This is a genomic window from Ferruginibacter sp. (assembly GCF_031430955.1).
Taxonomy (GTDB): domain Bacteria; phylum Bacteroidota; class Bacteroidia; order Chitinophagales; family Chitinophagaceae; genus Ferruginibacter.
On sequence record NZ_JANPCM010000506.1, the window covers coordinates 1 to 20,051 of the forward strand.

The 20,051-nt window shown below is 35.3% G+C and carries 16 protein-coding genes and 1 pseudogene; 8 read left to right on the forward strand and 9 right to left on the reverse strand.

Features of this window, described 5'->3' with window-relative positions; translation table 11 throughout:
- From uvrB to ACY65O_RS14125, 3 genes are all read right to left on the reverse strand, one after another.
- Positions 1-2,022: excinuclease ABC subunit UvrB (gene uvrB / locus ACY65O_RS14115; protein WP_462221501.1), on the reverse strand; the 2,022-nt coding region annotated here is incomplete at its 3' end.
- 85 nt (positions 2,023-2,107) lie between these two features.
- Positions 2,108-2,389, reverse strand: coding sequence for a hypothetical protein (locus ACY65O_RS14120; RefSeq protein WP_462221502.1), 282 nt, complete (start codon positions 2,387-2,389; stop codon positions 2,108-2,110).
- 72 nt (positions 2,390-2,461) lie between these two features.
- Positions 2,462-3,556, reverse strand: coding sequence for an LBF_2804 family protein (locus ACY65O_RS14125; protein ID WP_462221503.1), 1,095 nt, complete (start codon positions 3,554-3,556; stop codon positions 2,462-2,464).
- A 265-nt stretch (positions 3,557-3,821) separates the two neighbouring features.
- Here ACY65O_RS14125 and ACY65O_RS14130 point away from each other — a divergent pair, with 265 nt between their 5' ends.
- Entirely contained in the window at positions 3,822-4,949 is a 1,128-nt protein-coding gene (locus tag ACY65O_RS14130; RefSeq protein WP_462221504.1) for an acyltransferase family protein, read from the forward strand.
- Positions 4,950-5,035: 86 nt separating this feature from the next.
- Here ACY65O_RS14130 and ACY65O_RS14135 read toward each other — a convergent pair whose 3' ends face one another.
- The gene (locus tag ACY65O_RS14135; RefSeq protein ID WP_462221505.1) at positions 5,036-5,797 is read right to left on the reverse strand and encodes a ferredoxin; all 762 of its coding nucleotides are present in this window, start codon (positions 5,795-5,797) and stop codon (positions 5,036-5,038) included.
- Positions 5,798-5,856: 59 nt separating this feature from the next.
- Positions 5,857-6,315, reverse strand: a complete 459-nt coding sequence (locus ACY65O_RS14140; protein ID WP_462221506.1) for a methylglyoxal synthase — start codon at positions 6,313-6,315, stop codon at positions 5,857-5,859.
- Between the two features lie 166 nt (positions 6,316-6,481).
- Here ACY65O_RS14140 and ACY65O_RS14145 point away from each other — a divergent pair, with 166 nt between their 5' ends.
- On the forward strand, positions 6,482-9,595 hold the full coding sequence (locus ACY65O_RS14145) for a T9SS type A sorting domain-containing protein (RefSeq protein ID WP_462221507.1): 3,114 nt from the start codon (positions 6,482-6,484) through the stop codon (positions 9,593-9,595).
- 32 nt (positions 9,596-9,627) lie between these two features.
- On the opposite strand, the gene ACY65O_RS14150 is transcribed toward ACY65O_RS14145, so the two are convergent.
- Positions 9,628-10,758 carry a tetratricopeptide repeat protein gene (locus ACY65O_RS14150; protein WP_462221508.1) on the reverse strand — a complete coding sequence of 377 codons (1,131 nt, stop codon included), beginning with the start codon at positions 10,756-10,758 and terminating at the stop codon, positions 9,628-9,630.
- Positions 10,759-10,940: 182 nt separating this feature from the next.
- Between ACY65O_RS14150 and typA the strand changes: the two genes are divergently transcribed.
- From typA to ACY65O_RS14170, 4 genes are all read left to right on the forward strand, one after another.
- Complete coding sequence (typA, locus tag ACY65O_RS14155) at positions 10,941-12,752, forward strand: translational GTPase TypA (RefSeq protein ID WP_462221509.1); 1,812 nt, start codon at positions 10,941-10,943, stop codon at positions 12,750-12,752.
- Between the two features lie 203 nt (positions 12,753-12,955).
- On the forward strand, positions 12,956-13,750 hold the full coding sequence (locus ACY65O_RS14160) for an FkbM family methyltransferase (RefSeq protein ID WP_462221510.1): 795 nt from the start codon (positions 12,956-12,958) through the stop codon (positions 13,748-13,750).
- 8 nt (positions 13,751-13,758) lie between these two features.
- Positions 13,759-14,709 (forward strand): hypothetical protein, encoded by a 951-nt coding sequence (locus ACY65O_RS14165; RefSeq protein ID WP_462221511.1) that lies wholly within the window; start codon positions 13,759-13,761, stop codon positions 14,707-14,709.
- Between the two features lie 384 nt (positions 14,710-15,093).
- Complete coding sequence (locus ACY65O_RS14170) at positions 15,094-15,813, forward strand: glycosyltransferase family 25 protein (protein ID WP_462221516.1); 720 nt, start codon at positions 15,094-15,096, stop codon at positions 15,811-15,813.
- A gap of 5 nt (positions 15,814-15,818) precedes the next feature.
- Here ACY65O_RS14170 and ACY65O_RS14175 read toward each other — a convergent pair whose 3' ends face one another.
- Positions 15,819-16,544: a tetratricopeptide repeat protein gene (locus ACY65O_RS14175; protein WP_462221512.1), complete on the reverse strand. Its 726-nt coding sequence runs from the start codon at positions 16,542-16,544 to the stop codon at positions 15,819-15,821.
- 120 nt (positions 16,545-16,664) lie between these two features.
- On the opposite strand from ACY65O_RS14175, the gene ACY65O_RS14180 reads away from it, so the two are divergent.
- A complete protein-coding gene (locus ACY65O_RS14180; RefSeq protein ID WP_462221513.1) occupies positions 16,665-16,886 on the forward strand; it encodes a hypothetical protein in 222 nt (73 codons plus the stop codon).
- A gap of 89 nt (positions 16,887-16,975) precedes the next feature.
- A complete protein-coding gene (locus ACY65O_RS14185; RefSeq protein WP_462221514.1) occupies positions 16,976-19,390 on the forward strand; it encodes a zinc-dependent metalloprotease in 2,415 nt (804 codons plus the stop codon).
- A gap of 2 nt (positions 19,391-19,392) precedes the next feature.
- Here ACY65O_RS14185 and ACY65O_RS14190 read toward each other — a convergent pair whose 3' ends face one another.
- Positions 19,393-19,689 carry a CDGSH iron-sulfur domain-containing protein gene (locus ACY65O_RS14190; protein WP_462221515.1) on the reverse strand — a complete coding sequence of 99 codons (297 nt, stop codon included), beginning with the start codon at positions 19,687-19,689 and terminating at the stop codon, positions 19,393-19,395.
- A pseudogene (locus ACY65O_RS14195) lies at positions 19,689-20,051 on the reverse strand (methylmalonyl Co-A mutase-associated GTPase MeaB); the annotation flags it as partial. The pseudogene ACY65O_RS14195 and the gene ACY65O_RS14190, both read right to left, overlap by 1 nt.

Below are 20,051 nucleotides of genomic sequence, written 5' to 3' on the forward strand. Positions count from 1 at the left end.
CAGTTCTTTTTGCAACCTGAACATTTCATCCCTCAATCTTGCTGCTTCCATAAAGTCTAAATCCTTAGCAGCTTTTTCCATTTGCTTTTTTATTTTGCCAATGCCCTTTTCCATTTGAGGAATGGTTTTGTATTCCACTTCATCTTCAGCAGCAATGCTGATAATATCTTCATCGGGTTTAATAGAATAAGGATTGGCAGGATCGTAACCTTTTACATCCAGTACCGAACCCTGCGCCATAATTTGTTGCGTATTTTTTATAATAGTAGTTGGAGTAATGTTGTGTTCAATATTGTAAGCAATTTGTTTTTCACGGCGGCGGTACGTTTCGTCAATGGTTTTTTGCATGCTTTCTGTCATCACATCAGCATAAAAAATTACAAGGCCATCAACATTTCTTGCGGCCCTGCCGGCAGTTTGTGTAAGGCTTCTCTCGTTGCGTAAAAAACCTTCTTTATCAGCATCTAAAATAGCTACCAAACTTACTTCGGGTAAATCCAATCCTTCTCTTAATAAATTTACACCAACCAACACATCAATAACACCCAGGCGCAATTCCCTTAAAATTTCTACTCTTTGCAAAGCATCTACTTCGCTGTGAATGTATTTACATTTTATATTGATGCGTTCTAAATATTTCGTCATCTCTTCGGCCATGCGTTTAGTTAATGTAGTCACCAAAACACGATCGCCTTTTTTTATTCTCTTATCAATCTCATCCAGCAAATCATCAATTTGATTTATAGACGGACGCACTTCTATCGGTGGATCCAATAAACCTGTTGGCCTTACCACTTGCTCTACCACAATGCCTTCACTTTTTTCTAATTCATAATCTGCAGGCGTTGCCGAAACAAAAATGGTTTGCCCGGTCAACGCTTCAAACTCATGAAAATTTAATGGCCGGTTATCTAACGCCGAGGGTAAACGAAAACCATAATCTACTAAAATTAATTTTCGGCTCCTGTCGCCGCCATACATACCACTCACCTGCGGAATGGTTTGATGGCTCTCATCAATCATCACAATAAAATCTTTTGGAAAATAATCTAATAAGCAGAACGGCCTGGTGCCGGGTTTTCTTCTGTCAAAAAAACGGGAATAGTTTTCTATGCCATTGCAATAACCCAGTTCACGTATCATTTCTAAATCGTAATTCACCCTTTCACTTATTCGTTGTGCTTCAATATATTTTCCGGAATTTTTATAATACAATTCCTGCGCTGCCACTTCATTCTGTATTTCATGTATCACCTGTTGTAACATATCTTTTGGTGCCACATATAAAGTTGCAGGAAATATAGCCGCATTCTCCACACTGCTGATGCGTTTGCCGCTGCTGAGTTCCAGCGTTTCAATCGTTTCAATTTCATCACCAAAAAAAGTAATGCGGTAACCAAAATCTACATAAGGTAAATTAATATCAATGGTATCGCCTTTAACACGAAACGTTCCTCTTGTAAAATCGCCTTCGCTTCTGTTGTATAAACTGTTTACTAAGGCATGTAAAAATCCCTGGCGGGAAATTTGTTGCCCCTGTGTAATCCTGATAATTCCATTTTCGTAATCGGTAGGATTACCCATGCCATAAATGCAACTTACGCTGGCAACAATAATAATATCTCTCCGCCCACTGAGTAATTGTGCTGTTGCCTGTAATCTTAATTTATCTAACTCTTCATTAATGCTCAGGTCTTTTTCTATGTAAGTATTGCTTACAGGCATGTAGGCTTCGGGCTGATAATAATCGTAATAACTAACAAAATAACCTACCGCATTATCCGGAAAAAATTGTTTGAATTCGCCGTACAATTGCGCCACTAATGTTTTATTATGCGTTAATACCAATACCGGCCGTTGTACATTTTCTATAACATTGGCCATGGTAAAAGTTTTACCGCTGCCGGTAACGCCTAATAAAGTTTGATACCGTTCACCGTTTAATAAACCTTCGGTAAGTTGCTGAATAGCCTGCGGCTGATCGCCTGCCGGAGAATATGATGAGTTTAGTTTGAATTGCATAATAATAGATTGCAATTTACAAAAGCTTATTGAAGGGTTACGAATCTGCTGTAATAGTTTTTAAATAAATAACTATATTGGCAGCTTATTTAACCAATTTATCCGCCTGATTTTTTCTGATAAACCATGCAATAGTGAAAGAAGGGATTGCATCGGTAAAAGGAATTATTTCTTCCAAAAAATTTAAGGCGCCACCAATCTGCCCAAACTTACCACCAAATAATTTATAAAAAATTAATCCCGAAATCGGGGCCCAAACAATATCAATAAATTCTGCTAAACCAGGAAATGCATAAGTGGCCATACCAATTACATCCATTAGAATACAAAGGGCAATATTGGGTACAAATATTTTTTCTTCTTTCATAATTAACACTTGGAGGGTTTTGCTCCCTTTTTCATTTCCTGGAGGGCCTTGCTAACCCTCCAAGAGTTTTGTTTAAATATATTTCTTTATCAATCCCTCAATTCCCTTGCCATTTAAAAAATCCTGCTGGTATTTTTTTATTTCGGCAGCGTTTACATCTAAAAGTCCTTCATCCTGTAACTCTTTTATTTGCCCTTTTTCATGCCGCGATAAACGGCCATCTAATAAAAAACCTACGGTAATTAATAACTGGCAAACTTCTCTTTCTTCTTTTCCTGCGGCTTGTAATTTTTTGTAATAATCATCTTCCAGCAAATGTTTTTCTTTTGGCTGAATACTATAAATGTCAAATAAATTTTTGGTAAGAAAAAAATGATTTTGGTGAAAATCTCTTTTGCTTATAGCGATGTATTGCAGCGTATCGTACAGTAAAATTTTAAAAGCATCCGTTGGCCGCTGATCTTTTCTTATACGTTTGCAAATATCTTCAATAAGGTTTTGCCCCATAATAATTATCCGGGCTTCTTTTAAAATTACTTTTGTCCCATACGCATTCCATAATGCAAAAATGGGAATGCCTGCAAAATCCTGTACCGCTTTTATAGCGTATCTGCCCAGCGCCCTTTGTATAAAAATTTTAAAGAGCATATTGCTGAGGGTAGCTTTTAAAATAAAAATAAAATTCCAGGCCAGCAATGCTTTTTTGTTGATGCCCTGCAAAGGATCAATACCGTATTGTAAAATTTCCTTGTTCTTTTTTTCAAGACTGATATTGATTAATAAATTTCTCTTCTCTTTTTTTAACTGGTAGTTTAAAAAACCTGTTGCAACAGCCACTTCGTGTGCACACCAAATATTTAAAAGGGTGAGCAGTAAAATTTCTATAATTACTAAAATGATGGTGTAAATTATTAAGGTTAGCGGCAGTAAAAATTTTTTACCAAAAAGAGAAAGTACTGTATCATTAAAAAAAACTGGGTAAGCATATTGCGGCAGATATAATAACAGCACACCCATGGCGCCAATAAATGCCGCCAGCCAAACAGCAATAGTTTCTTTGCGGTGTATGTTTTTTATTTCTTCTTCTGTTAATAAAAAAAGCTGGTTATCGGTATTAACTTTTTTTAAAGGAAGAAAATTGTAAAATAAATTGTAGATGGGTTTCACGTATGCAAAATACCTGAATTATTGAATATTAAATTCAAATTATTTGATGAAAGTTATATAATTACAATTTCACTTCCATCACCTTCTTATTCTTCCTGTATTATTCCGCTATAAAACCTATTGCATGGCTTTCAATAGAAACATCAATAGTGGAAGAAAGCAACAAAAGGGTTTTCTCTTTTACTTTTTAAAACGTGAATATTATAATTACAAATGTTTATTTCCTAAATAAAAATGATTATTTTGTATACTTCAATGTTTGCTTATGACTCTAACTGCCCCACGTTTTACTGCCCTGGATGTTTTCCGGGGAATGACGATCTGCTTTATGATAATTGTAAATACGCCGGGCAATGGAGCTACCACTTTTTCGCCACTGCTGCATGCAAAGTGGCATGGTTTTACACCAACCGATTTGGTATTCCCTTCTTTTTTATTTGCTGTAGGTAATGCTATGAGTTTTGTAATGTTCAAGTGGAAAAAACTCTCTCAAAATAAAGTGCTTTGGAAAATTTTAAAAAGAACAGTCATCATTTTTTTATTGGGTTACCTTATGTACTGGTTTCCTTTTGTTAAAAGAGATGTTACCGGAAATTTTATTTTTTCTCCATTTGCAGAAACAAGGGTTTTTGGGGTGCTGCAGCGTATTGCACTTTGTTATGGCATAGCATCGCTGATAATTTATTACTGTAAACCAAAAACCGCAGTTATTATAAGTGTACTTTTTTTATTGGGCTATTGGATACTGTTATATGCATTGGGTGATGCAAATGACCCATTAAATATGCAGAGTAATGCCGGTTCAATTTTAGACAGGTGGTTGCTGGGAGAAAAACATTTGTATCATGGCGAGGGTGTAGCTTTTGACCCCGAAGGATTGCTGAGTACATTACCCGGCGTTGCAAATGTTGTGGCCGGTTATATGGTGGGAAAATACATTCAGCAAAAAGGAAATACTTACGAAGGTTTGACAGTTTTGCTGCTGGGCGGAGCGGTGTTGGTTTTTATAGCCTACTGCTGGGGTTTAAGTTTTCCTATCAATAAAAAATTATGGACCAGTAGTTTTGTATTACATACTGTTGGCCTGGATTGTATAATTATTGCAGCTATAATTTATATCATCAACTTTAAAAATAAAACCCGGTGGACGTATTTTTTTGAAGTGTTTGGCCGCAACCCGTTATTTATTTATTTACTTTCTGAGTTAGCTGCAATTTTATTAAATTTTTTCAGAGTAGATAATAAAACCTCTTTTTACCAATGGATCTATAATAATATTTTTCTGCATGCAGGAGCATACCCTGGCTCTTTTCTTTTTGCTCTTTGCTTTATGTTATTCTGCTGGCTGGTTGGTTATTTTTTAGATAAAAGAAAAATATACATCAGGGTTTAAAACGAACAGGGCTTTTTGCAGGCAGGGCATTGTTGTTTGTCCAGCCAGCCTTGCAGCAAAGCCCTTATGTTAACGGCTGTTTTTTGTTAGAATGGCTTCCTTTCGCCGTCAAAATTAAACCAATGAATTTCAGAAATATTTTCTTCGTTACTCAAGATATTATTCAAATCCTCTGAATGACTTCTAATGGAACCAAAGTAACCATCTTTTTCTTTTGACATTTCAATTTTGCATTGTCCACCTGCTTGAAAATTACATTTATAAATTGTTCCCGTTAAACCATCTGTCCACCTTAGTGTAAATTGAAACAAGTCTTTCTCATTAGTTTTAAAGTCAAGTATTTTGTAATAGTCTCTTTTCAGAATTTTGGTTTTTAATATGTTTTGTAGTTTTTGAATTGTGCCTTTAAAACTGAACTCCACTTTATTTCTAATGACTTCTTTGTATTTATAAATTGGTGTATTGTCGCATTGGTTTTGTTCTCCAATTTCGTAAAGTTTCATTAAAATGCTTTCATTAGTTCCTCTATAACGTAGCCCCGCAATACAAGAAACAGCTACAGCATTTATTGCTCTATTTATCTCATCCTCTGTTTCTGGTTGTTTTTTGAAGTAGCAATGTCCGTATTCGATTTTTTGATGTTCTATTAGGTCTGGGGCTTCTGCCTCTGGTGCTCCACAAGTAATACAGACTCCGTCCATAACGTAAAAGTCTCCTTGTGGATGTTGGATATATTTTGTTGTAGAAATATGAACAGTCGGTTCAACTACTGGGTCAGAAATGTCCTCAAGAAGTGGTTGATTTTTTTTAGAAAATAAATTACTAAAGAATTTCTTTATCGAAGTCATTTTAGAATATCTTTTTGTCAATTTAAACGGTGTGATAAAATAGCCGCTAACTAATTATTTTACAGTACCACTTTTCTTTTTAAATAATTTTTATAATTAGGTATTTGTGTGTCATACTCCTGATGCATTAATGGCGAGGTTAAAATAAAATCGGCTGTTGCCCTGTCGCAAGCCAGTAAAATATTCCAGGCAACGCCCAGTCTTAATAATGCTTTTACATCGCTGTCGTGTGGCTGTGCTTCCATGGGATCCCAAAAAAATATCAACACATCAATTTTTCCTTCGGCAATCATGGCGCCAATTTGCTGGTCGCCACCCAATGGGCCGCTCAGCATTTTTTTAACGGGCCGGTCTAATTTTTCTTCTAATAATTTACCCGTTGTACCTGTTGCAATAAGTTCGTGCCGGGCCAGTACAATTTTATTATGTTCGGCCCATTCAATTAAATCTGCTTTTTTATTATCATGTGCTACTAAAGCAATTCTTTTTCTTGTACCAATTTTTCTTACTTCTTTCATTCTTACTAATTTATAACTGCGGATATGATTTAATCAAAAAAAAATCTTAGGTTTGTACTTGCTTCACTTTATCCTGTTAAGAAAACCTCTTTCCCCTTAAGTAACCAAGTTGAGTTTTTTGGTTAATATTCAAAAAATTTTAGTTCAGACATTTTCAATTAACATTATGAAGAGAACATCTACTAAGTTAGGGGTTATTATATTATTATTTTTGCAACTTTCTGTAAATGCACAGCAAAAACGTATTTATATTTCCAATGATGATCATACGGACTATATGTTTACGGCTGATTCAGCTACTTACCAAGCAGCTTTTTTAACTATGCTGGATAGCTGGCTTGATATTAATGATGCTACTGCAACCAATCTGCCGGAATTTCAAAGTAAATGGAACTGCGACGGATGGTTTTGGGTAAAAACTTATCAGAAGTATCGTACACCTGCACAATTTGGCAGACTTATAACCCAGATCCGTCAAGGAAAAATTACTGTTCCTTATTCTCCTTTGGTAATTACTTATGGTGCAGTGCCAACTGAAGCAGTATTACGTAGTATGTATTATGCCGGGCAATTGGAAAGAGACTCTGCTTTAGATTTTGATATGGCTACTGCAATGGAAAATCAAACAATGCCACTTGGCCTTGCTTCGCTTTGGAAAGGATCCGGGGCGAAATACTGCTGGCATGGCGTATGCGATTGTACTAGCCCCGTAACCGGGTTAACTAACAGGCAAAAAGAAATTTACTGGTACAAAGGCTTAGATACCAATAGAATTTTATTAAAATGGTATAGCCTTAAAGCTATGGGTCAAAACCAATCTTTGGGAGGGTATGCAGAAGCAAGAGATTCACGACCTACAATAGCCGACCTTACTTCAAAAACAAATACTGCACCTTACCCTTACGATATTGCTGCCGGTTTTGGTGTTGGTTGGGATGATTTACTAACAACAACGGATCAATTGGTAAATGCCGCTATGGATAGTTCCACTGCAAGCCGCAAGGTTATTGTATCTAACGAGGTTGATTTTTTTAGGGATTTTGAAAATGCTTATGGCGCTTCATTACCCGATGTAACACAAACTTTTGGTAATGACTGGGAGCATGCTTGTGCGTCTATTGCAGAAGTGAGTAGCAGAATAAAACGTTCGCTGGAAAAATTGCGGGCAGCCGAAGCCATGGCTGCAATTGTAGTTAATTACGAACCCACCTTTGCAGGGACATTAGATAATTTAAAAAAAGAAGCCTACGAAGCTTTGAGCTTGTATTGGGAGCACTCATTAGGGTTTGAACTTGCTGTTAATTTTGCCAACCGTTATGTTTTTCAAACCAGGCTCGAAAACACATTTTCCTCTTACGTAGATCAATTATATACCCTTGCACAAAGTAATTTAGGAAACTTAATTACTAATGGATCAGGCAACCCCCGTTTTTATGCTTTTAACCCTTTAAGTTGGGTACGTACTGATTATGCAGATTATGCTTATAGTGGAACTGGACCAATTAAAATTATGGACGTAAGCACCAATGCTGAAGTCCCTTTTCAATTTATTACAAAAGGAGCTGTTCAATTTATAAGAGTTGAAGCAAAAGATGTGCCCTCAGTAGGTTATAAAGTTTTTGAAATACAAAGTGGCACAGGTACAACTTTTACAAATGCAGGTATTACTTCGGGCAATGTTGTGGAGAACCAATATTTTAGAGTTGCTTATACAAATCAGGGCGTATTGACAAGTATTTTTGATAAAGTACATGGCAAAGAACTTGTAATAATTACAAATGGCAAATATGTTAATGATTTAGGAACAGGCACAGATAATACCGGCACATCTTCTGTTGAATTCAACGGCCCGGTTTCAATAACCATTCTTACTACAGCAACAACTTCATCAGTTATTCCGCATACCACAAAAATTACTCTATTTAAAAATATACCCCGTATAGAAATTGATAACCAGATAACACAGGGGTTTGATGCTGATAAAATTTGGAGTTATTCCTTTAATATAGCTGCCCCGGAAGTTTGGCACGAAGAAACCGGTGCAGTTATTAAAGCAAAACTAACCACTAATGGCGGCCATTATGCAACACAAAATGCCCGGTACGACTGGAATACGATTAATCATTTTGCCAGTGTAAACGATACTGTTACTAACTATGGCATTTCGCTTAGTAATCAGGATTGTTATTTTATGAAAACCGGGAATAGCAGTTTAGTTTCTTTAGATGAAACAATTAATAGCCGGCAGTTAAATATTTTAGCTGGTGGAAGGATTGATACCTGGGGTATTCCAAACCAGGGAGGAGATAATACTTTTAACCAACGTTTTGCAATAACAACACATACTTCTTATTCCGCTGCCAATGAAATGAAAAAAGCACTGGAGCATCAAAACGCTATGGTGTGTGGTACAGTTGTAAGCCCAATTAGTTTCTTATTGCCTAACGAATTTTCTTTTATCAAAAATACTGAACCTAATACTTTGATATGGGCTGTAAAACCGGCAGAAGAAGGAGTAATACGTGGTATTGTAACAAGAGTTTGGAATTTAGGTAATAATGATATAAGCCTTACCCCAAATCTTGAATATGGTTTACCGATAGCCCAAGCCAAAAATGCCACTCATGTAGAAACTGATATGAATGACGCCGCTTTTAGCGGGAGAAATCTGTTTACCAGCCAAGGCCACAACGAAATGAAAACTTACAGGGTTACACTTAATGTAATTTCCTTACCTGTAAAAATATTAACATTTGATGGCGAAAAAATTAATGAATCAAATGAGTTGAAATGGAAAACTGCCAATGAAATTAATTTAAAAGAATACGATTTAGAAAGAAGTACAGACGGGCAGCATTTTATTAGAATTGCAACCATTACAGCCCAACCCAGGGAAGAAGGCACTTATAATTACAGCGATAAAAATATTAGTACTGTAACACCTTATTATTACCGTTTAAAAATGATAAACAGGGGCAATACCTTTAATTATTCAAAAACTATTTTAATAAAAGCATCAAAAGATGCTTATAATATTATAATATTTCCAAACCCGGTAACCGATGTTTTAAATGTAAATTTTATACTGGATAAAAAGATTCGCTGTAATATAACAATAATTAATTCCGCAGGTGTAGTGGTGAAAACTGTGGCACCACCATTGTTCGAAAGAGGAAATAATTATTACTCCCTTTCTTTAAAAGAATTGCCGGCAGGCGAATACATTTTTTCTTTAACGGCAGGCGATAAAAAATATATAAAAGGGTTTATAAAAAAATAATTGGTATAAAACAGTAATCAAATAAATACCTGCTACAAAGCATTTATTTTTATTAATAATTTATCAGCCAGGTTTTTATCCAACTGTTTAAGTTCTTCATGCATTTTTGTGGCATTGGCTTTGTCTTTTTGGGCAACATATACAAAGCCTTTATAATAGCGAGGTAATATTACTTTGGCATCAATACCAATTACTTTATTAAAAGTATTTAAAGCATCGGTGTAAAATCCTTTCATGTATTGGGCATAGCCCAGTTCGGTATAGGCAGCAATAAAAGTGGCATCCAGTTCAATTGTTTTTTTCAGCATTACAATAGAACTGTCGTATTTCCCCAACTCGTTAAAGCACCATCCTAAACCAAAGTAAGCGCCAGTACTTTTAGGGTTATTAATAATAGCCTTTCTGTAATTTTCAATTGCCTCTGTTGTTTTAGCGGGGGTATAATTCTTTCTGTACACATCACCTATACCTTTATAAGCAGTTCCGTTACCGCCATCAATAAGCAATGCGCTTTTATATGCAGCAATCGATTCGTCGTTTTTTAAAAGTTTATACTTTGCAAAACCAATTTCATTATAAGTGTTAACTGCCGGTTTTATAGCAGCGGCCCTGTTTAACCACTCCAAAGCTTTTTCAAAATTATTGTTTTCATTATACCAGAAACCCAGTTCATAACAGGCGCCTTCATTTTTATTATCCAGGTTATATGCTTTTTCGTATGCGGTAGCAGCTTCTGTTCCTCTTTTTAATTTAATGTACACATCGCCTAACTGTTTATAAGCCGTTGCGTAATCAGGTTTTGCAATAATGGCTTTATTAAAATAATTAAGTGCATCAGTATAATTCTCTTTTTTCTTGTATGCATAGCCCATTTCCTGCAAAGCAAAAGCATAATCTTTTTTTAACTCTACGGCCTTTTTTAAATGTTCAATTGCTTTGTCATAAGCACCCAGTTCATTATGTGTCCACCCAAGCCTGTAATAAGCATCTGCATATTGTGCATCTAACTTAATAGCTTTTTCAAATGCTTTTACAGCTGTTGTATTATCAGATACATCGTTTAAGGCTACACCTTTATTAAACCATTCTTTGGCAGTTAATTGTGCAGCGGCATTAATGCTAACAAAAACGAATAAAAAGGCAGTTGTAAATAAGCGTAACATAAAATAATTTTTACCATAAAATTATACCAGGCAGCAGTTATTTGCAATACCCAATAACACTTAATTTCATTGCTATTTAATAAGGAAAGACCGTTTATTTGCCGTACCTTTGCACCTCAAAAAAAAAGGGTATAGATTATAACCGTATTGGTTTACAATACTTTACCACAACAATCATCACAATGAATATTCGTAACATCGCCATTATTGCCCACGTAGATCATGGTAAAACCACCCTTGTTGACAAAATTTTGCATAGCACTAACATTTTTAGAGATAACCAGGAAACTGGCGAACTGATAATGGATAATAATGATTTGGAAAGAGAAAGAGGCATTACTATTTTTAGTAAGAACGTATCAGTTACTTATAAAGGCTATAAAATTAACGTAATAGATACCCCTGGTCACAGTGACTTTGGCGGAGAAGTGGAAAGGGTTTTAAAAATGGCTGATGGTGTTTTATTATTGGTGGATGCTTTTGAAGGGCCAATGCCACAAACACGTTTTGTATTACAAAAAGCTTTACAATTAGGTTTAAAACCAATTGTAGTTATTAATAAAGTAGATAAAGAAAATTGCAGACCAGATGAAGTGCATGATGCGGTATTTGAATTATTTTTCAACCTTGATGCTACTGAAGATCAATTGGATTTTCCTACTATTTACGGCAGCAGCAAACAGGGCTGGATGAATACTTCAATAACACCAACCGATACTATTTTTCCTTTGATGGATGCTATTTTAGAGCATGTACCCGAGCCAAAAGTTAACGAAGGCACCACACAAATGCAAATTACTTCTTTAGATTATTCAGCCTTTTTGGGCAGGATTGCTATTGGAAGAGTTGCCCGTGGCAGTATAAAAGAAGGACAGAATATTGTAATGGTACAGGCAGATGGTAAACTGGTAAAAAGCAAAGTAAGGGAATTATATACTTTTGAAGCATTGGGCAAAAAGAAAGCAACAGAAGTTTTTGCAGGAGATATTTGTGCAATAGTTGGATTGGAAACTTTTAATATTGGAGACACCATTTGCGATGCAGAATTTCCTGAAGCATTAGCAGTGATAAGTGTGGATGAGCCTACCATGAGTATGATGTTCAGCATTAACAACTCACCATTTTTTGGTAAAGAAGGTAAGTTTGTTACCAGCCGCCATTTGCGTGACAGGTTGATGAAAGAAACAGAAAAAAACTTAGCCCTTCGTGTAGAAGATACCGATGGTGCAGATAGCTTTTTAGTTTTTGGCCGTGGTATTTTACACCTTGGAATATTAATTGAAACCATGCGCAGAGAAGGTTTTGAATTAACAGTAGGTAATCCACAGGTTTTAGTAAAAGAAATTGACGGTAAAAGAAATGAACCCTATGAGAATTTAGTAGTGGATGTGCCTGCAGAATACAGTGGTAAAGTAATTGATTTAGTTACGCAGCGCAAGGGCGAAATGATCATTATGGAAAGTAAAGGCGAAATGCAGCATTTAGAATTTGAAATTCCATCAAGGGGGTTAATAGGATTGCGTAGCACTATGCTAACAGGTACAGCTGGTGAAGCAGTTATGGCACATCGTTTTATCGAGTACCGTCCGTGGAAAGGTGTAATACCCGGAAGAAGCAATGGTGTATTACTTTCTAAAAACACAGAAAAAACTACTGGTTACTCTATTGATAAATTACAGGACAGGGGAAGGTTTTTTGTTGACCCGGGTGAAGAAGTTTACGCAGGCCAGATAATTGCCGAGCATATTAAGCCAGGTGATTTAAATGTAAATGCAACCGAGCCAAAAAAATTAACTAACCACCGTGCCAGCGGCAGCGATGATGCCAGCCGTGCCGCCCCTAAAATTATGATGACTTTAGAAGAGTGTATGGAATATATTCAGCAGGATGAATGTATTGAAGTAACACCAAAAAGCATTCGTATGCGTAAAGTAATTTTAGACGAAAACGAACGCTCAAGGGTTTCAAAACAAATGAAGACTGAAGCAGTTTAAAAATTGTATAAATATTTATAAACCCGGAACTGATACTTCCGGGTTTTTTAATTTGAACAATCTGTTTGTTGTTGCAGTAAAATAATTATGCATTATTTTGCAGTACAGATATTCAATAGTTGCCTTTTTATTTAATTAATAATTATAAAAATCCGCCTGCAAAAAAATCATCTTTTACTGCCTGCTTAAAATTAAAAATTATTATGCTCAGTTTTTTTAAAAAGAAAAATAAAAAAAATATTGAAAAATATTTTAACGCAGGTGAATTAGATGAAATGAAAAAGCAGCCTTATGGAGTAAGCGGTTATGCGGAGGTTGAAGGCAGTAAATTTCAATTTCATGATGCAAGAAGTTTTCATGCATCTTATGAAGAAATAATACAAGACAAAATTTACGAGTTTAATACTGCTTCAAAAAATCCATTGATAATTGATTGCGGGGCTAATATGGGATTAAGTGTATATTACTTTTCAAAAGCATATCCATCTGCAAAAATTATTGCTTTTGAGCCTGAAGAAGCTATATTTCCAGTTTTACAAAATAATATAACAACGTATAATTTAAATAATGTAACACTGCATAAAAAAGCAGTTTGGGACGAAGTGACCACATTAAAATTTTTTACAGATAAGGGAATGGGAGGAAGTGTAACTAATGTATATACAAACCAGAAACCGGCTTTAGTAGAAACAGTAATACTTGCTGATTATTTGCAGGAGAAAATTGATTTTCTTAAAATGGATATTGAAGGTGCAGAATACCGGGTATTAAAAAGTTGCGAAGCACTTTTAAAAAATGTTGAAAATATTTTTGTGGAATATCACAGTTATATAAATGAAGAACAGCATTTGGAAGATCTATTGCAGCTGCTGAAAAAAAATGGTTTCCGGTATCATCTTAAACAATCTTTTTCACGTAGAAGCCCTTTTATTGATAAAGACCTTGCTTGCCAGAATATGGATATGGCTATAAATGTATTTGCTTACCGGCACAATTAAATTTTACCATGAAAAAAATTCTATTTCTTGCACCAGATAGTGTGGGTATAATTAAAGTGGTACAAAAAGAACTTGCACTGCTTACCGGTGTGCAGGTAGATTATATTGATTTGGATATTTATAAAAATAAATTCAGGTACAAAAATTTTTATCACCGGGCCACTAATTTTTATTTAAAAACATTTAAAAATATAAACTTAAAACCCATTTATTTTAACAACCTGGTAAAAGAACAAATAAACAAACAACAACATTATTACGACAGGATAGTAATTATAAGGCCTGATTTAATAAACGATGAATTACTTCATTTACTGCAGTCAAAAACCAAGGATTTTGTTGCGTATTACTGGGATAGCCTGGCTTTTTTTCCACGTAAAGCCGCAATAAAAAATTTGTTTACTAAAGTATACAGTTTTGATACAGAGGATTGTAAAAACTATGGCTTTACACCATTAAACAATTTTTATTATTACCAGGATATACCTGCAAAAGTTATTAATAATGTTTATTGCCTGGTATCGTATGATAAACGTATTGCTGCACTTGAAAAAGTGGCCGGGTATCTAAATTCAAAAGGTATTGCAAATACAATTAAAGTGTACAGGCAAAAACCTTTTAAGTATAAGTTTGTAATACCGGCACATACTGTTATTCCGTATCAAACCATGTTAGAAGAAATTGCTGGTTCATCCATATTGCTGGAAATACAAAAAGAAAATCAGTGTGGTCTTACATTCAGGGCACTGGAAGCGCTGGGTTTAAATAAGAAATTAATTACCAATAATCAGCAAATTAAAAACTATGATTTTTTTGATGAGAATAATATTTTTATTATTGATACTGATGATATAAATATACCCGACTGGTTTTTTGAAACACCTTATAAAGAAATAGATGAAACAATCAGGCAGAAATATCATTTAAAAGAATGGATTAATACCCTATTTTTAAATTAGCAGCATACACACCTGCGCCCTGGAAATAATATTTTTATTACAAGTTATAACCTAAGTAATCATTTTCAAATTAACTTTCATATCCTAAGAAGCTGTTTGAATTAATTTTAACAGAATACAATTTGGCTAAAGCCTTTTGTATTTTCATTGCATTACCACGCCTTTAAAGGCGTGGTAATGCAAATAGAGGTTGTAGGCTTTAGCCAAATAAAAAAATAAATAACTGAAACAGCCTCTAAGTTGAAACAAAAATGTTTATCAATAGCTATATTAACAATATTAAGTTCAGCTGTTCTTTAATCCATTATTTTTGTTGTTATAAAAACATTCACACTGAATATTCCAACCGACATAAGCAATTTACTGCAACAATATTTTGATAAGATATTTGTTGTAACTGTTACCCGCTTTACCGACAGGCATAAAAGCGTAGAGGAGCATTTACAGGGTTTGCCATTTCATTTTTTTTGGGGAGCAGACAAACTGCAATTGGATTTGGAGAGGGTAAAAAAGGATGGTACTTATGATGAAATAAAAGCAAAACAACTGCAGCGGCAGGGTAAGCCGCTTAATTTAGGTGAGATAGCCTGTTCTTTATCTCACCGTATGGTGTATGAAGAAATGATAAAGCATAACTGGAAAAAAATTTTAATACTGGAAGATGATGCGTTGCCATTATTTGAAAAACTTAATTTGCTGCCAAATGTTTTAAATGAGTTGCCGCATGACTGGGAACTGGTTTACCTGGGCTACTTAAAACATGAAAAAATAACGCAGACTTTAAAAATAAAACAGTTTTTTTACAAAATATTCAGTGCTGCCGGTTTAATGAAATGGAGTTATACAATGGTAAATAATCTTTTGCCAAAGCCATTTAGTACACACCTGAAAAAAGCTGGCTTTCATGATTGTACACATGCTTATGCAGTTACACTTGAAGGGGCTAAAAAATTACTGGCGGCTCAAACACCGGTAGTGTACAGGGCCGATGATTTATTGTCATCAACTATTATGAAAGGAAATTTAAAAGCTTTTATTACAGAACCTAAATTTTTTGACCAGGAAGTATTTTATAATGCAGCGATGACATCAGAAATAAGATAGCTGCATCATTGCATGGCATCAATTTTTCTCTTCAACCCTTCTGCCATTCTGGGATTTATTTTTTTTAACTCTTCATACATTTTCAGGGCTTCATCTTTTTGTTTAAGTTCCAAATAGCAATAACCGGTGTATAACAATGGGAGATCGTTTACCGAAACCGCCAGGTTTTTTTTTAACTGAGCAATACATTCTTCATTGGCGTTTAACTGGTGATAAGCATGTCCTAATTCATTGTAAGCCGCTTTATAATCATTGTCAATTTCAAGCGCTTTAATAGCGTATTTTACAGCTTCTCTGTAATATTTTTTTGCATTGCTGCACCAGGCTAAACTGTAAAAAATTACTTTATTGGTACTGTCTGTTTTTAGCGCATTTAAATAATTGTTTATAGCTTCGCCGGGATCATTTTTTATATCCCTGTAAATACCTCCCAGAGCAAAATAAGCACCAGAAAAACCGGGAATTATTTTTACCGCATTTTTTAAAATAATAACAGCACTGTCTGCCTTATTAATTTTTGTATAAATCGCCCCCATCCTTAAATACGCTGAGTCGTATTTCTTATTTAATGATACTGCTTTTTTATAAGCAGCAATGGCTTCATAATACATACCCTTCTGCTCCAGCTTTAAACCTGTTTTGTAAAAAACTGCTGCCTGTTTTACAGGCTGTGCCATTACAACAGCAGCAGTTAAAAAACTAATTGAAAGTGTACAAAAATATTTAAACATGCAATAAATAATTTGCAGCAAAGTAAAAGCAAGTTTAGCTTTTAAGAACAGGTTTTTTTAAAATTTTTAGTTAAACAATAAGTTAAAAGGGTATTTTGTTTAGTAACTTTGCAGTATCAGATGAAATTTTTTCTCAAAATATTATTACTTGTTTTTTGCATTAGTTTTTTTAGTGCAGCAACAAATGCACAATGCTCTGTTTGTACAAAAACAGCATCACAGTTAGGTGAAAAACCCGCCAAAGGAATGAATAGCGGTATTTTATATTTAATGGCTGCACCTTTTGCAATTGTTGGCTTTATTGGTTACCGCTGGTGGAGGAGCAATAAAGAACAAACATAGTTAGTGTAATATTTTTTTTAATATTTCTGCTATTCGCCATTCGCCATTGACCATTTCACCATTATCTTGTGTGCACTAAACCAACACACATGAAATATTTTTTTATACCTCTGCTATTTTATTCTTTCGCTGCTTTTGCACAAAAACTTCCTGCAATAGAAGAAAAAACAAAAGACATGAAAAAGAATGCAGGCTTCATGACTTTCTATTGGGAAGAATCTTCCGGAAAAATATGGCTGGAGATCAATAAACTTAACACCGAAATTTTATACCAGCAATCCTTACCTGCCGGCCTGGGCTCCAACGATATTGGATTAGACCGTGGTTTACTGGGCGAAACAAAAATTGTAAAATTTATTAAGGTAGGCAGAAAAATTTTGATGATTGCACCCAACTATGCTTACCGTGCTGTTACTAAAGATGCCAACGAAAAAAGAGCAGTGGAGCAATCCTTTGCTCAGTCTGCATTGTGGGGCTTTACAATAGAAGCACAAACTAATGATACAGTATTGGTAGATATCACTGATTTTATTTTAAGAGATGCCATGAGGGTTGCCAACAGAATAAAAGCAGCACAACAGGGCAGTTACACATTTGATAAAACACGTTCGGCAATTTATTTAGAACGCACAAAAAATTTTCCGCTTAATACAGAAATTGAAGCCACCATTACATTAACCAATGCAGATGGAACGGTGGGCAATTTTGTACAATCAGTAACACCAGCCGCCGAAGCCATTACTTTACGCATGCACCATTCTTTTGTGCAATTGCCCGACAGTAATTATCAACCAAGAAAATTTGATGCCCGAAGCAGTTTTATTAATACGGGCTATTTTGATTACAGCACACCAGTGAGCGAACCGGTAGAAAAAAGTTTTATCATACGCCATCGTTTAAAAAAGAAAAATCCGGGTGCTGCAGTGAGTGAACCGGTAAAACCAATTATTTATTATTTAGATAATGGTACACCCGAGCCCATACGCAGCGCTTTGCTTGAAGGTGCAGGCTGGTGGAACCAGGCTTTTGAAGCGGCTGGTTACATCAATGCTTTCCAGGTAAAATTATTACCCGACAGCGCCGACCCCATGGATGTTCGTTACAATGTTATTAACTGGGTGCACCGCTCTACAAGAGGATGGAGTTATGGCGCATCTGTTGTTGACCCACGTACCGGAGAAATTATTAAAGGCCATGTAACACTTGGTTCACTAAGGGTGCGGCAAGATTATTTGATTGCACAAGGTTTGCTGGCACCTTTTGAAAATGGTATGCCTGCCGATGATAAAATGTTGAAGATGGCTTTAGAAAGATTGAAGCAACTGGCTGCACATGAAGTAGGCCATACGTTGGGGCTGGTACATAATTATGCAAGCAGTGTAAATAATCGTGCCAGCGTTATGGATTATCCGCATCCGTTAGTAAGGCTTAATGCAAAAGGCGAAATTGATTTGAATAATGCGTACGATGATAAAATTGGCGAATGGGATAAGGTTGCTATTACATGGGGTTACCAGGATTTTTCTGCAACAACAGATGAAGCAGCAGCATTAAATAAAATGTTAACCGATGCCACAAAAAAGGGATTACAATTTATAAGTGACCGTGATGCAAGGGCAGCAGGCGGCTTACACCCTACAGCACATTTATGGGATAATGGCAGCGATGCTATTGCAGAATTAAATGAGGTAATTAAAGTGAGAAAAAAAGCATTGGAAAAATTTGGAGAAAAAAATATTCGCCCCGGTATGCCCATGGCAATGCTGGAAGATGTATTGGTACCGGTGTATTTATACCATCGTTATCAAATTGAGGCAGTAACAAAATTAGTGGGTGGATTAAACTATACTTATGCATTGCGTGGCGATGGACAACTGATTACAAAAGCACTATCAAAAGAAGAACAATTAAAAGCATTGAGTGCAATAATGGATTGCATTGACCCAAAATTTTTATTATTGCCGGATGATATTGTAAAATTAATTCCACCACGGCCAACAGGGTATAATTTTACAAGAGAATTATTTAAGAAGAGAACCGGCTTGGCGTTTGATGCAATTTCTCCTGCAGAAACTGCGGCTGATCTGCCTCTGTCTTTTTTATTTAATACAGAAAGAATTAACCGAATGGTGCAGTATGAAGCAGCCAATGGCGGCCTGGGCTTAAATGAAATGATCAATATCTTAATAAATAAAACATGGAAAGCTGCACCAGGAACGGGGATGGAAAAATTAATTCAGCAACAAACCCAACAAATTTTATTGACTTATTTATTAGCAGTTAGTGTTGATGATAATACTTCTTTTACAGCCAAAGCAGTTGTACAAAAAGCATTGAATGATTTAAAAAAATATATTGAGCTGCAACAAAAAAATACAACAGACCAATTACTGACAGGTAATTTTATTTTAGCATTGGAAAGAATGAAGGCACCTGAAAAGGCAAAACCAACCATTCATGCGGCAATACCACCAGGAGCACCAATTGGTTGCGATTGGGATTAAATTTATTTAAGTTTATTATGGCTGCCATCGCAGTAAGGAGGTGTTTTGGTTTGCTTGCATTGGCAAAACCAAATTTCTTCTTCTTTTTCAAACGCTTCCTTTAAACTTTTGTAAGGCAGTATGGGCTCATCATGTTCATTAATAGTATGTTCAATTCTTTTATGTGTGCCGTCGCAAAAAGGTTGTTTTTCGCTAAGGCCGCAGGTACACCAGGCGTAAATTTTTCCAGGTACTACGTTTACCATTGCCGGTTCTTTTTTTGCAATATGCGGCAGGTTTTTATTTGATATCATTTCCATCAGTAGTATTTTTTTATAAATTTATACAGGTTAAAATTATTTCCTTCGGTCGCTATTTTATTTTTTAATTCTTCTTTGCTAACATCATTCATACGTTTTTGTTCAATAAGATGAAAAGCTTTTTCTGCAAGCAGCCAGTTGCGTTTAATGTTTACTATTGATTGCTGCATATTTAATATTATAGCAGCTAAAAGCTCTGCTATACCTTTTTTTTGCGATGCAGTTGTTTTTATAACAGGCACAGGAGTGGTATGATTACTGAAAGAAGGGGCAAGCATCAATCGTAAATTTTTTACAAAAGTATCTGCATCGGGCCTGTCGGCTTTATTTACTACAAAAATATCTGCAATTTCCATCAGCCC